7 protein-coding genes are annotated in these 14,099 nt (G+C 64.9%); 1 reads left to right on the top strand and 6 read right to left on the bottom strand.

Annotation, left to right across the window (positions count from 1 at the left end):
• Positions 1-39 precede the first annotated feature (39 nt).
• The 4 genes from GA0061099_RS18200 to GA0061099_RS18185 form a co-directional block, all read right to left on the bottom strand.
• A complete protein-coding gene (locus tag GA0061099_RS18200; RefSeq protein ID WP_036031425.1) occupies positions 40-1,689 on the bottom strand; it encodes an acyl-CoA synthetase in 1,650 nt (549 codons plus the stop codon).
• 21 nt (positions 1,690-1,710) lie between these two features.
• A complete protein-coding gene (locus GA0061099_RS18195; RefSeq protein WP_074447957.1) occupies positions 1,711-3,600 on the bottom strand; it encodes a TRAP transporter large permease in 1,890 nt (629 codons plus the stop codon).
• A gap of 30 nt (positions 3,601-3,630) precedes the next feature.
• A complete protein-coding gene (locus GA0061099_RS18190) occupies positions 3,631-4,662 on the bottom strand; it encodes a TRAP transporter substrate-binding protein (RefSeq protein WP_036031413.1) in 1,032 nt (343 codons plus the stop codon).
• Between the two features lie 571 nt (positions 4,663-5,233).
• Positions 5,234-5,671: a tripartite tricarboxylate transporter substrate-binding protein gene (locus GA0061099_RS18185; RefSeq protein ID WP_141697639.1), complete on the bottom strand. Its 438-nt coding sequence runs from the start codon at positions 5,669-5,671 to the stop codon at positions 5,234-5,236.
• Between the two features lie 39 nt (positions 5,672-5,710).
• Here GA0061099_RS18185 and GA0061099_RS42980 point away from each other — a divergent pair, with 39 nt between their 5' ends.
• On the top strand, positions 5,711-9,784 hold the full coding sequence (locus GA0061099_RS42980; protein ID WP_145793558.1) for a Dyp-type peroxidase: 4,074 nt from the start codon (positions 5,711-5,713) through the stop codon (positions 9,782-9,784).
• 27 nt (positions 9,785-9,811) lie between these two features.
• Here the strand turns inward: GA0061099_RS42980 and GA0061099_RS18175 are convergent, their stop codons facing one another.
• Both GA0061099_RS18175 and GA0061099_RS18170 read right to left on the bottom strand, forming a co-directional pair.
• On the bottom strand, positions 9,812-12,853 hold the full coding sequence (locus GA0061099_RS18175) for an ATP-binding protein (RefSeq protein WP_244620987.1): 3,042 nt from the start codon (positions 12,851-12,853) through the stop codon (positions 9,812-9,814).
• A 350-nt stretch (positions 12,854-13,203) separates the two neighbouring features.
• Positions 13,204-14,031 carry a hypothetical protein gene (locus GA0061099_RS18170; protein ID WP_036028051.1) on the bottom strand — a complete coding sequence of 276 codons (828 nt, stop codon included), beginning with the start codon at positions 14,029-14,031 and terminating at the stop codon, positions 13,204-13,206.
• Positions 14,032-14,099 lie beyond the last annotated feature (68 nt).

Genomic DNA, 14,099 nt, shown 5'->3' with positions numbered 1-14,099 from the left:
CGCCCGCCGCAGGCGGGCGGAAGCTTCTTTGGCCGCTGGTCAGGCCGAGATCGCCTTCACCGAGCCGACTTCGTTGCGCAGCAGGAACTTTTGGATCTTGCCCGTGGACGTCTTCGGGATCGGCCCGAACACGACCGCCTTCGGCGTCTTGAAGCCGGACATCTGGCTGCGGCAGAAGGCGATGATATCCGCCTCGCTGGCACTGGCGCCCTCTTTCAGTTCGACGAAGGCGCAGGGCACTTCACCCCATTTCGGATCGGGCTTTGCCACCACGGCCGCGAACAGCACGGCCGGGTGCTTGTAGAGGATGTCCTCGACCTCGACCGAGGAAATGTTCTCGCCGCCGGAGATGATGATGTCCTTGGAGCGATCCTTGATGATGACGTAGCCGTGCTCGTCGAGCACGCCGAGATCGCCGGTGTGGAACCAGCCGCCTTCGAAAGCTTCCTTCGTCGCCTTCTCGTTCTTCAGGTAGCCCTTCATCACGATGTTGCCGCGGAACATGACCTCGCCGATGGTCTCGCCGTCGCGCGGCACCTGCTGCATCGTTTGCGGGTTGATCACGGTGACGCTTTCCTGCAGCGGGTAGGGCACGCCCTGCCGGCGCTTCATGCGCGCGCGCTCGGCGGCGGGCAGGTCATCCCAGCCCGGCTGCTCGGCGCAGACGGAGGCGGGGCCGTAGACCTCGGTCAGGCCGTAAACATGCGTCAGCTTGATGCCGATGCTTTCGGCGCCTTCCAGCACCGCGACCGGCGGCGCTGCGCCCGCGATCAGGCCGACGACGCGGCGGGCCGCATCGCCCTTTGGTGCATCGGGCGCGTTGATCAGCGTGTTGTAGACGATCGGCGCGCCGCACATATGGGTGACGCCGTGTTGCTTGATCAGCTCGAAGATCCTGGTCGGCTCGACCTTGCGCAGGCAGACATTGATGCCGGCGGCCGCCGCAATGGTCCAGGGAAAGCACCAGCCGTTGCAGTGGAACATCGGCAGCGTCCAGAGATAGACCGGATGCTGGCCGAGATTGCCGGCGAGGATGTTGCTGACGGCGTTCAGATAGGCGCCGCGATGATGGGTGACGACGCCCTTGGGATTGCCCGTCGTGCCCGAGGTGTAGCTCAGCGCAATCGCGTCCCATTCATCGCTCGGCGTGATCGGCGCGAAGCCTGGATCGCCTTCGGCGACGGCTGCCTCGTATTCGATCTCGCCGATGCGGGTGCCGCCCTTGAACGATGCATCGTCGACGTCGACCACCAGCGGCTTGGGGCCGGTCATCTGCGCCAGGGCCGCAGTGATGACGCCTGAAAACTCTGGATCGACCAGGATGATTTTCGCGCCGCCATGATCGAGCTGGAACGCGATCGAAGGCGCATCTAGACGGATGTTGAGCGCGTTGAGCACGGCGCCGGTCATGGGCACCGCGAAGTGCGCCTCGTTCATCGCGGGAATGTTGGGCAGCATCGCCGCGACGGTGTCGCCGACGCCGATGCCCTTGCTCGAAAGCCACGAGGCGAACCGCCGGCAGCGCTCATAGGTCTGAGCCCAGGTGAAGCTGCGGCCTTCATAGACCGTGCTGACGTGATCGGGATAGACCGCGGCGCTGCGCGCGAGGAAGCTCAGCGGGCTCAGCGGCACATAATTGGCTTGCGTCTTGTCGAGGCCGATATTGTACGGATTCTGTCGCTCACTCATCGACACCCTCCTTAAACCGCATCAAAGAAATCCGATCGAGATCCAGGGGAAGATCGCGACGATGATCAATCCCACCAGCAGCGCCAGCAGATAGCCCCAGATCGGCCTGATGCCTTCGGCCGGATCGACGCGCCCGATGGCGCAGGCGGCATAATAGCCGACGCCGAAGGGCGGGGCGAATAGCCCGATACCCATGGCGAGAATGATCACCATGGCGTAGTGCACCTCGTGCACGCCGACGGCGCGGGCGATCGGAAACAGCAGCGGTCCGAACAGCACGATCGCCGGGATGCCCTCCAGCACGCTGCCGAGGATGGTGAAGGCCAGGATCGACACGGCGATGAAGGTCGCAGCCCCGCCCGGCAATCCCGTCATGGCCGCAGCCAGCGAGCGCGAGAAGCCGGATTGGGTCAGGCCCCAGGCCATGCCGGTTGCGGTGCCGATGATCAGGAGGATCGCACCCGACAGCGCGGCGGTCTCGACGAGCATCGGAAACAGCCGCCGCCAGTCGAAGCGGCGGTAGATCAGGAGACCGACGAGGGCGCCATAGACGATGCCGATGGTGGAGACTTCGGTCGCGGTCGCAATGCCCTCGACCACGGCATAGCGGATCACGAAGGGCAGCGCGAGCGCGGGCAGGGCGACGACGAAGGTCTTGCCGATCTCGGATGCCGTCGCGCGGCGGACGTGGCCCATGTCCTCGTGGCGGTAGCGCCACCACACCAGCATGCAGAGCGTGACGGCGAGCACGACGCCGGGCAGGAGGCCGCCGGTGAAGAGGGCGGCGATCGAGACGCCCGTGACCGAGCCGATCGTGATCAGCACGAGGCTGGGCGGGATGGTCTCGGTCTGGGCGCCGGTGGCCGCCAGCAGCGCGACGAGGTCGCCGGGCTTGGCGCCGCGCTCTTTCATCTCCGGGAACAGCACGGGCGCGACTGCCGCCATGTCGGCCGCCTTGGCGCCAGAGATGCCGGAGACGAGGTACATCGCGCCGACCAGCACGTAATGCAGGCCGCCCCTGATATGGCCGAGCAGGCTTGCCAGGAACGCCACCATGGCCCGCGCCATGCCGGTCATCTCGATCAGCAACCCTAAGAACACGAACAATGGCACGGAAAGCAGGATGAGGTGGCTCATGCCCTCGTCCATGCGCCCGACCAGCACCATGACCGGCGTGCGCGTGGTCAGCGCGAGATAGCCGTAGATCGCAAGACCAAAGCCGAACGCAATGGGAACCCCGGCAAACACGCAGAAGCCGGCGACGCCGACGAAGAAGATGATGAGGTTGAGATTGCCGAGCGGCCTCAGCAATGGCTCGGCCAGCCAGAACAGGCCGATCACGACCGCAACCGACAGCACGGCGGCCGCAACCATTCGGTGGTTGGCGGCGCGCGCGAGCCGCAGCAGGGCAAAGGCCGCCATCAGGCCGATGCCGGCCGGCAGCGCGGCGGCGCGCCACATATTGGAGATCTGCAGCGCCGGCGTCGTGATGTAGCTTTCTTCATAGGCGTAGTCGCAGGCCGGCCACACAATCAGGATCAGGAACGCCAGGGCCGAGGAGGTCGCGACCAGATCGAGATAGGCCCGCATCGCCGGCCTGGCGCTGGCGACGACCGCCGTCATGCGCATGTGCTCGGAGCGGCGGAACGCAACCGCCGCGCCCAGCATGGCGAGCCACAGGAACAGAATCGAGGCGAGCTCGTCCGACCAGATCAGCGGGCGGTGCAGGCCATAGCGTGCGACCACGCCGGCAAACAGGATCACGATCTCGGCGACCACCAGGATCGCCGTCGGGATTTCGACGACGAGGCCGAGCACGCGCTCGACTGAGGCCAGCAGCGAAGGTCGGCGAGGGGACTGCAACGTCACCTCGCCCACCGCTTCGGTCACCTCGATCTCGACGTGAGCCATCCTGATACCGACCTCGACGGCCCCAACGCGCTACGACAGCTTGCCGACGGCCTTCTCCAGAAGCTCCCAGGCCTGATCGCCATATTTGCCCTTCCATTCGGCATAGAAGCCGGCGGAGCGCAGCTTGTCGCGGAACGGCGCGATAGGCGGCTGGTTGAAGGTCAGGCCCTTGCCCGCGAGTTCCTGCTGCAGGTTGGCGTTCAGCTTGGCGGTATCCTCACGCTCCTTGACGGCGGCGGCATTGATGTTCCTGGCGACGATGGTGCGCACGTCCTGCGGCAGCTTTTCCCAGGCTCTGCGGTTGGCCAGGAACCAGAATCCGTCCCACATGTGGTTGGTCAGGGAGCAGTACTTCTGCACCTCGTAGAGCTTGCCGGTCGAGATGATGGCCAGCGGGTTCTCCTGGCCCTCGACGATCTTGGTCTGGAGCGCGGAATAAACCTCGCTGAAATTGATCGAGGCGGGCGCGGCATCGAACGCCTTGAACATCGAGGTCCACAGCGGCGACACCGGCACGCGGATCTTGAAGCCCTTGAGATCGTCGGGGCCGGCGATCGGCTTGCTCGACGACGTGGTCTGGCGGAAGCCGTTGTCCCAGATCTTGTCCATGACCTCGAGACCGGCCTTCTTGATCTCGCCGCGGACATGGGCGCCGAGATCGCCGTCCATGGCCTTCCAGACCGTGTCGTAGTCCGGGAACGCGAAGCCGATGCCGTTGATGGACGCCGCCGGCACCAGGGTCGACAGGATCAGGCCGGACAGCGTGAAGAACTCGACGCCGCCGGAGCGGATCTGGCTCAGCATGTCGGTGTCGGAGCCGAGCTGATTGTTCGGGAAGATTTGCAGGTCGAACTTGCCGCCTGTCTCGGTCTTGATCGCCGCCGCCATCTCCTTGGCACGGACGTTGAGCGGATGGGTGTCGGGCAGGTTATTGGCGTACTTGTAGGTGAACTCGGCGCTCTGGGCGCGGGCCACATGGGGCGCACCGAGGCCGCCGAGGACCGCGGTCGCGGCGGAAGCCTTGAGAAGCGTGCGTCGGGAATAGCGCGTGGAAAGGACCATGGGTCTGCTTCCTCGGAAGGTTTGTTGTTGTTCTGAGATGCAAACCTATACGGGCGGTCGGCCTTAGGGTCATCTGCGATCTCGCGGATGCCTCGCTTATTGCAGCCGGACAAGGTCACGGCAATATCGGCTTTCGCAGACCTCGACCCGTTTCAAAACCTGAAAAACAACCCCATGCACAGTAGACGTCAAGAGCTAAGACGACGGCCGACGCGCAGACGGAGATACGGGCTTTGGCGAAGGTCGGATGTCAGCAATTCCGCCCAAATGATTGATCTCATTGTACATAAATATATTCCATAATATACCTTATGCGAATTGTGGATGTGCCGGGCACCAGGCCAATGTCCTGCGGCGATTTCGACGATGCTACGTTGATCTGGTTCTGCCGACTGGTACCCCAAGTGATCGGCGGCTTCCTCCTCTGGCAACGTGACGATGCGGCTGCGGCGCGAGCCTACCTCCAAGCTCCGGCGGTCGGCGGAAGCCCAGACGCCGCGATCCACCGGCTGGTGATCGCCCTATTCGAGGTCTCTTCCGCCTCGGCCAGTCCCCTCTCCCCGAACGTCCGCTATTCGGTCTTGACGTTGCGTTCCTCGATCACCTTGCGCCAGGACGGGATTTCTGCGGCGATCAGGGCGTGCAGTTCGGCAGGCGTGCTGGCCTTGGCCTCCACGCCATAGGAGAGAAACCGATCCCGTATTTGCGGCATCGCCAGCACCGTGCCAAGCGCAGCGTTGAGCTTGGCCAAGACGTCTGGCGGAGTGCCGGCAGGCGCGAGAATGCCGAACCACGTTTCGACCGAATAGCCCTTCAAGGCACTGCCGATGGATGCCGCACCGGGAGCAACCGGAGAAGGACCGGGCGAGGAAACCCCGAGCAGCTTCACCTTGCCGGAGCGGATGTGCTCGTTCAGCGTATCGGACGTGGTGGTGAGCAGAATGTCGACCTCGCCGGCAAAGATGGCGAGCGTCGTCGGCGCCTGGCCCCGGTATGGGACGTGGACCATCTGCAGACCTGCCTGATTGAGGAAGCGTTCCGTGCTCAGATGCCCGAAGCCGATATCGCCCCTTACCGAGCTCAAACCCGAGGTCGCTCAGTCCTGGTGGATTGCGCTGCTCCGGCGAACTTTCCGACCGCTGACCGCAACGGAAAGTTCGGAAAGTGTGGGCCAGTTCATACAATCGAGCGGCCGCGAGCCGCACTATTCGCAACTAGCGTTGCATTGCGAAACACGTTTCGGTTGCTGGGCTCAGGCGCGAAATGGCCTCAAGTCTGCGTGCGACCCGGGGGAGCCAAAAACATGCGTCGTGATTTGACCATCAAGACCGGCAGCATGGCCGGCACGTCCGATTTCAGGGTGATGGCTCCGATCAAGAAGGGATTCGTGCCGTCCCTGGATGCGACCACGTACAAGACCCGCGTCAAATACGTGCTACGGGCGCTGAATGGCGGACGCGCCAACGCGTATGAATACGAGCTCGCCCGCGTGCTGACCGATTCCGTTGACCGCGTGGGGCGGATCCACTCGGTGGGCATCGCCGTGCTCGAACCCGAGGACGAATCCGTGGACGGCGTGGACTATGTGCTGCTGACCGCCACGTTCGACGGCTCCTGGGAAGCCTATGTGCGCGTCATCTGGCAGAAGGCCGCCCGGCTGCTCGACCTCATCTTCTGCAATACCGATGGTTATGTGCTGGGATACGAGAACACGTACGAAAACTGGGGTATCTGGCTCAAGAGCAAGCAGACCGAAGCCTATTTCCTCTATGCCACCCCCGACCTGACCGTGGATGACACGCGCTTCCTGCGGATGGAGGAGCGGGTCTATCGGCGCGCCTCTGGCGCCGGCGCCGACAAGATCGTCACGCGGATCAGGATTCCCTCGCCGGAAGACATCGCGCGACACTCGATATTCGAGGTCGACGGCCAGGTCGGCGTCGATCCGACCAATGCCGGCTTCAGCAAACCGCTCAGCATCGAAGCTGCCGCCCGGCCTCCGTTTCGCCACGGCATCCGCGCACTGGCGGGACTCTACCGTCTGGCCGACTTCTATCCGCCGGGGACGCATGACGGGGTGCTTCTGCATCGGGCCGGCCACGAGCTGCTGCCCGAATTCGTCACCATGATCAACGACCCCACCTACGCGGAAGGCGTCAAACGCGCTCGCCGGCGCTATGAAGAGGCCCTGCGCTGGTTGATGGCCCCACCCGATGTGGCGCCGGTACGGCGCAAACTGCCCCTCGCCCCGCCGGCAAAACTGCCGTTGCAGGATCCCGGCAACGTGCAAGGCGGAATTCTGACCGCCTACAATTCAGATCACGGCTGCCTGCTGCTGCTGCAGTTCGCCAATCCGGCCGCACTGGCCGCGTTTCTCGACGTCCTCGAGGTGACTTCCGAAGCCGACGTTCTGACGCCGGGGCAGATCGTCACCAACATCGCATTCACGGTCGAGGGACTGCGTCAGGCCGGCCTGTCGGACGAAGAGGTGCGCACTCTGCCGGAAGAGTTCGTGCAGGGCATGGAAAGACGCGCCGGCCTGCTCGGCGACGTGCGCTGGAATCATCCGCAGCGATGGCGCCTTCCCGCCAGCAATTGGGCGCTCGGGACCGACGCGCCGGACCTGCCCGAAGGCGACCCGGCGCCGCGCATCAGCATGAGCTCGGTCCATGCCGTCCTTCAACTCCGCCTGTTGCTGTCCAAGGACGCGCAGACGACGGCGGATGCGAGACACGCGTTGATGGCCGAAATGAACCGCCTGGTCGGGGTCGATGCGGGTATCAGGCCCCTTTCGATCCAATGGATGCAGCGGCAGCGCGACAAGAGATCCCGCGACATGCAGGACCATTTCGGGTTCGCCGACGGCAGTTCGAACCCGGTGCTGCGAGAGTGCGAGGCCGGCACGTACTATTCCAATCAGGTGCATCTCGGCGAAATTCTGTGCGGCTATCCGAACATCGCCGACGAGACGGCGCCGTTCGGCAACGCGACCAATCGTGCTCACGCGATGCTCCGCGACGGCAGCTTCATGGCGCTGCGCAAGCTGCGACAGGACGTCGAGCAGCTCGAGGATGTGCTCGCCCGCGCGACGCGACAGGCAGCCGAGATGGCCGGACCGGACGCACCTGCCCTGACGCGCGAGACGCTGATGGCCAAGATGATGGGACGCTGGCCGACCGGCCATCCCCAGGCCGGGCAACCCCTGACCCCTACTCCGCCCCCTGACAAAGGCCACAACGACTTCAACTACGACGCCGACCCGCAGGCCCAATCGTGTCCGTTCCACGCGCACATACGGCGCGCCAATCCGCGCGTGTCGATCACCAAGGCGGATGCCGGCGCCCGGCCCCCACGGATCGTCAGGCGCGGCATGTCCTACGGGCCGCCCGTCGACCCGCAAGCCGCCAAATCCGGCCAGCAAGCAGAGCGGGGCCTGGTTTTCATGGCCTACAATGCCAGCCTCGGCGAGCAATTCGAGGTGGTGCAGAGCTGGCTCTCTGGCGGCAACAGCGCGGGTTCGTCCTCGGGGGTCAGCGATCCTTTCCTCGGCCTCGCCGAGCCTGGCCGGCTCCGGCATTTCCGTTTCGAGCATGAAGGCCAGACCATTCGCGTCGCGCTCGACGGCTCGGACCGGCTCCACGACGAACCTCGTCCGTTCGTTCGTCTGGAATGGGGAGCATATTTCTTTGCGCCATCGAAGAAGGCGCTTGCCGATCTAAAGCAATGGGCGGCGAGCCAGGGGTACAAACCGGCCGTGACGTGGTCCGCGGATCGGGGAGAAAAGGAGATCGCGCGCCTGCGCCTGATCGAGCGCCGGCAGGGCGAAGCCGCGGCGATGGCCGCATGGAAGACAGCGCTCGAAGATCCGGATTCAGCCTCGCATTTCGTCAACGCCTCGATCTGGGCTGCGATCCGCGAGCGCCACGGCGGCGCGCTTCGCACGCCCTTCGGGGTCTTGGTGGCCGACCGCGACATGGTCTACAAGGTGTTCGCCGATTCCGACACCAAGCTGACCATCACCGGCTATCTTCCCCGCATGCTGCGGTCGTTCGGCATCCTCTATCTTGGCCGCGACGCCGGGCAGCCGGACCAGGTCTACGAGCAGGAATCCGAGGCCTGCAACGCCGCGATCATGGCCCTTGACCAACCCGCCGCATTCGAGCTGGCGCGCGCGGTCACACAGAAGGTGCTGGGCTTCATGGTCAAGCAGACGATCGACTATGCCGCCAGCGACGGCGAAGTGAGCTGGGAGCTGACCGTCGACGTGCACGAATTGGTGGATCCGCTGCTCGCCGCCTTCTGCGAAGCGTGGTTCGGGTTGAGCGAGGACGGGGGTCATTTCCGCCGCGTCGGCTATCGCTGGGATTGGACGCCGGGCGAGCCGCCCGGCTATCCCGGGCATTTCCTGTCGCCTTCGCGCTACATCTTCCAGCCGCACCCGAACGCGACAGTGGAGGCGATCGGCGCGGCACATGGCGACGCTGCGCGCCGTGCGATGGAAGGTTTCCTGACGCAGTTCGGGCCGACAAACGGGCCAGTGACCAAGGCGGTCTATAACTCGCCGCGGGGCAACGGCGACATTCCGTTCGTGGCGCGCACGGTCGCCGGCGCCATGATGGGATTCATTCCGACCGTCGACGGCAACCTGCGGCGGATACTGAACGAATGGCTGCGCGAAGGAACGCTATGGGCGTTGCGCGCTCGCTATGCCGGCACGAAGGCAAAGAACTACATGGACGCCCTCAACCGGCTAAGAGACGACTTCATCCCCGCGATGCAACTTCGCGCGGTGCCAGAATTGATCTGGCGGACAGCCGTCGTTTCGCAAAGCATCGGAGGGGTCGAGGTGAGGCCTGGCGACGTCATCGTCGCCGGCGCAGTCTCCGCCACCCAGCAAAGTCTCGCCGAAGGCCGCCAGGACATCTACCACGCCTTCGGCGGCAACCGCAGGGTCGCGGGGCATCCGACGCATTCATGTCCCGGAGCAGACCCGGCACTGGCGGTGATGCTGGGTTTCTTCAGCGCACTGGTGGAGACGGAGCTACCCTTGCGGACTGGCCCCATTCCAATGAGCCTGACGATGGACGGAAGGGTTCCCGCGCCGAGCCCACCTCCACCCTAGAGCTGTGTAAGGAAAGGTGCGCAGGGGTTAGACGGCACAATGCCGAGCGAGCTGATCGTTGGCGTAGCCGACGGGTATGCCAATGACGAGCCTGATCGTCTCCTCCGCATGCCAGTGCATGCCGAGCGCGCGCAGCTTCTCGGCGGCTTCCATCATGGTCTGGCGGGCCGCCTCGCCCCGGCCCTGCCCTGCGAGAAGCTCGCCGCGCAGGGAGAGGTTCAGAGCCGCATCGCGCAGCGAACCGCGCCAGCCTGCGGAGGTTTCAGCCCGTCGCAACCAGCGCTCGCTAAGGCCGAGATCCTGGCGCAGGGCTGCGAGCTTCGCCAGCGAGCGGCATGCCGCCGCCTCGCCCAGTCGCTCGCCTTCGCGCGCACGGCGCAGGACATGGGCGGCATACCGCCGCGCCGTCTCGACATCGCCTTCGGCGGTCGCCGCCTCGACGAGCCAGCTGTACTGAACCGACGTGTAGAAGTGAAAATTGCGCCGCTCCATCCATTCCGCGGCATTCCGCAACTGCAGCAAGCCGTCGGCGTCGCCGGTCGCCGACCAGCGGGCAAATCCGGAGGCGGCGCGGCAATCGGCCAGAAGCAGCAGGCTGCGCGTGTTCTCGGCGATGCGCGCCCCTTCCACGGCGAGCTGCTCCGCCTCCTGCCAGCGGCCCTGCCAGATCAGCGCGACGGCAATCCAGTTGCGGACGGAATTGACGACCGGGTGGGTCGAGCCTTCGACCAGAGCCATGCCTTCACTGAAACAGGCGTGGGCGCCCTCGAAATCGCCGCGATCCGCCAGGACACCGCCCTTGCACGACAGCGCATAGGCCGCCCCGAAGGATATCGCACCATGACGCCGGCTGCGTTGCTGCTTGGTCGAAATGGCAGCGTCGATCAAGGCGATCGCTTCGTCGTACTGACAGCTTGCAGCCAGAATCTGCCCGAGCGTCGCTTCGATCTGCGCGATCAGGCGGCGGTCTTCGAGCTTGCGCGCCAATTCCAGCGCCGTCCGCGTGTGGGTCACGGCCTCCCGGAAGCGGCCAAACCCGTAACACATGTAGCCGAGCCATTCATAGGCGCTGGCCATCGCAGCGGTCTCGCCGAGGGAGGACGCGATCGCAACCGCGCGTTCGAACACGGAGGTGTCGTCGGTCAGCGACAGCGGGTCGAAGATGTTGGCCATACCCAGCTTGTTGGCCAGCAAGCACCAGCGCAGCGATTGCTCGCGCGAGCGATTGGGCACGCGATCCAGCGCCTGCATCGCAACCTGGTACTGCGCGCTGGCACGATCGAGCGCAAATGCAGCCATGGCCTTGTCGCCGGCACGTTCAGCATAATGGGCTGCGCTTTTCCAATGACCTGCGCCTTGCGAATGGTAGGCCAGAGCTTCCATCGCATCCTCGCCATCAGCCTGCTCGGACCGCGCCAGCAGGGTGTCTTCGATCCGCTTGTGCAATGCCTGACGCTCGTGCAGGCCAATGGTGTCGTAGACCGCATCGCGCGTGATGCCGTGCTTGAAGCGAAGGACGCCGCCCGCTGGATCCGCAAAGAGAAAGTCCGCATCCGCCAATGCCCGCACGATGGCCGGGTCGGGTTCGCTGCCGCACGCCGAAACCAGCAACCCGTGCGGCACGGTGTTGCCGATAACGGCCGCGGCGCGCACCACCTTCGCCTCATCGGGCGGCAGGCGTGCCAGGCGCGAAGCGACCAGGGTTGCGATCCAGCCCTGTTTGCTGCGCGCTTCGAACGAGGCAGGATCGTTGGCGGCGATGGAATGGCAGAGCTCTTCGATGAACAACGGCACCCCGCCCGCATAGGCATGGATGCGGGCTACGAGGAAGGGATCGGCCTGCGGGACCCAACGTCGTACGGCAAAGTCGGTTTCCGGCCCCTGAAACGGTTCGAGAAACAGGTGCGGCGCGCCGGAAATCCATTCGGTGCCGTCCTCGCGCGGCCGGCTGGCGAGGATGACGTGAGGTCCGTTGGGCAATTCCAGCAAAGCCTGCAGCAATTGGCGGCTCGCGTCGTCGGACCATTGCCAGTCGTCGATCACCAGCACCAGCGGGCCATGTGCCGACAGTCCGGTGAAGAACCCGAGCAGATCGCCGACGACGCCGTCGACGGTGATGCGGCCGCCACGCGCATCGGCGCCGGCCGACGCCAGTGCCAGGATCGATTCTGCATTCGGACCGAGCTGGGCCGCCCATGGCTCCAGAGCCGCGCGCGCCGTCTCCTTTGCCTCGACGAGGGAGGCGTCCGCTCGAATTCCCAGCGCAGCGCGCAGCATTTGCAGGAATGGTTGCAGAACCTCGGCACCGACGTAACTCTCGCAACTGCCTCGCAGCAGCCTGATGCGCTCGGTGCCGACGTGCCCCAGCACTTCTTCCAGAAGGCGCGTCTTGCCGAGTCCGGGTCCGCCGACGACCACCGCGCAGCGTTGCGCCTGCGCAGGTGCTTCGCTCAGAAAGCGTGTCAGGAAGCCGAATATCTCGTTGCGGCCGATGAAGGGCGTCAGGCCGCGGCGCGAGGTTGCCTCGAAGCGTCGGGTCGCCGTGCTACGACCCAACACCAGCCTCGCCTGCGGCATTCCCGAAGCCGCTGGGAGGTGGGCGGCGAGCTCGAAGAAGTTGGCATGCGGCCCAAGGGCATCGAGGCTGGCCAGGATCTGATCCGGACCGGCGTGGCGCGACAGGTGCGCTGCCGTGTTCACGACATCGCCGATCAGGTCATACCGGCCGGACTCGATGTCGCCTTGGGTCAAGAGCACGGTGCCGGCGTGGATACCCGAATGCATTCGAAGCGGCATCAGCGCCGGCGATACGCCATCGTGGCGCAGCTCTCCGACCCATTCGTGAATATCGAGTGCTGCTTCCGCAGCACGACGACCGTCATCTTCGCCGGATTGGGGATAGCCGAAAATGGCGAGCGCACCGTCTCCCTGCGTTCGGATGATGCGACCACCGTGCTTCGCCACCGCGCGATGCCAGATCTGCCGCAACTGGCTGAGGAGTTCGGAAAGGTGCTCGGACTCGACATCCCGGCCCAGGGCGGTTGATCCGACAAGGTCGGAGAACAGCACCGTCAATCGATGACGTTCGCCTCTGGGGTCGCGGGTCTGCGTAATCATCGTCAATCGCAGCCAACTCGTTGACGAACCGCAAGAACGGTCTCCAGCGGGTGCCAGACCGGATGCAGCAAGTATCGCAAAAGGCCATAGTAACTCGCCCAACCCGCAAGTGGAAGCTCGCGGGGATTGCATCCGCCGAATATGACGATCAGGACGACCGCATTGGCCTAACCTATTCAAAAACCTCATGTCTTCCGTTTGCCGACGGCGCGGCGCCGCCTCGCCTGCGCAGGCCAAGGCGTGGTTCAAAGCCGGTGGTTCACAGCCGGAGGATCACGGCGGAGAATATCGAGCTGGCATTCCTAGGGAAGCGGCAGCCGGTCCAGCTGGCTCTGCGCCTTCTTGACGGCGGCCGCATACCAGCTCTGGCTCGGGGCTTCCTTGGCGAAGCACGCCGTGAAGGCGGTCATTGCCTTGTCCTCGCGGGCCATCTCGCCGCGCGGGTCTTTCTTGTCGATGGGCTTGGCCATCATCTGCTTCCAGACCTTCTCGCAGGTCGCGATCGGGGCGGTCTTCACGGCCTCCCTTGCCGCGAGGAAATAGACCTTGTCGCCATGGATCGCGACGACGTCGATTTCGTCCGGCGGGCCCTTGAGGCCGCCATTGCCGCGCACGCCGAGCACAGCGGCTGCGACGCTCGCCCTTGCCGGCTTGGTGATCGGCAGCTCCGCGTAGATCGCGAAGGCGGCGTCCTGGATGGCGTAATAATAGAAGCGGTCGGATTTCAACGCGGCGCCACTGTCCTGAGGCATGCCGTCGGCGCGATGCTCGCCAAGCCAGTGCTTGAGCAGCCCGGTCGTGGTCACCACAGCCTGCATCTTGTCGCCTTCGGATGCGAAGCTCAGCCCGTCGAGATGGCCGAAGCCGATGTCGTCCTTGAACAGCGTATCGACGTTCGACTTGCCCTCGGCCGGGACTCCCTTGATCGCGACCGGACCGATCAGACCGCGCAGCACGCCGGCCAGCTCCTTCAGGGCCGCATCGTGCTGCTTGTAGATCTCGTCGCTCTCCTTGGCATTCGAGAATTTTGCGATGTAGCGGTCACGCAGGTCGAGATAATGCTGCTCGGGCGCGGCCGCCCCGGCGGGCGCGGCCAGGACGAGCAGGCAGAGCAAGGCAAGCAATCTCATTGCAATTCCGGGAAGACTGGAGAGCGATCTCCATCTTTGTGCCGAGGCCGCGTGCCAAGGTTCATCCA

It is taken from the genome of Bradyrhizobium yuanmingense, from assembly GCF_900094575.1.
Lineage (GTDB): Bacteria > Pseudomonadota > Alphaproteobacteria > Rhizobiales > Xanthobacteraceae > Bradyrhizobium > Bradyrhizobium yuanmingense.
This window is presented reverse-complemented; position numbering and strand designations above follow the sequence as displayed.

Coding starts and splice junctions, on each gene's coding strand:
- GA0061099_RS18195 (WP_074447957.1), bottom strand. CDS start 3,600: ATGGCTCACGTCGAGATCGAGGTGACCGAAGCGGTGGGCGAGGTGACG.
- GA0061099_RS18185 (WP_141697639.1), bottom strand. CDS start 5,671: ATGGTCCACGTCCCATACCGGGGCCAGGCGCCGACGACGCTCGCCATC.
- GA0061099_RS42980 (WP_145793558.1), top strand. CDS start 5,711: ATGCCCGAAGCCGATATCGCCCCTTACCGAGCTCAAACCCGAGGTCGC.
- GA0061099_RS18170 (WP_036028051.1), bottom strand. CDS start 14,031: ATGAGATTGCTTGCCTTGCTCTGCCTGCTCGTCCTGGCCGCGCCCGCC.
- GA0061099_RS18190 (WP_036031413.1), bottom strand. CDS start 4,662: ATGGTCCTTTCCACGCGCTATTCCCGACGCACGCTTCTCAAGGCTTCC.
- GA0061099_RS18200 (WP_036031425.1), bottom strand. CDS start 1,689: ATGAGTGAGCGACAGAATCCGTACAATATCGGCCTCGACAAGACGCAA.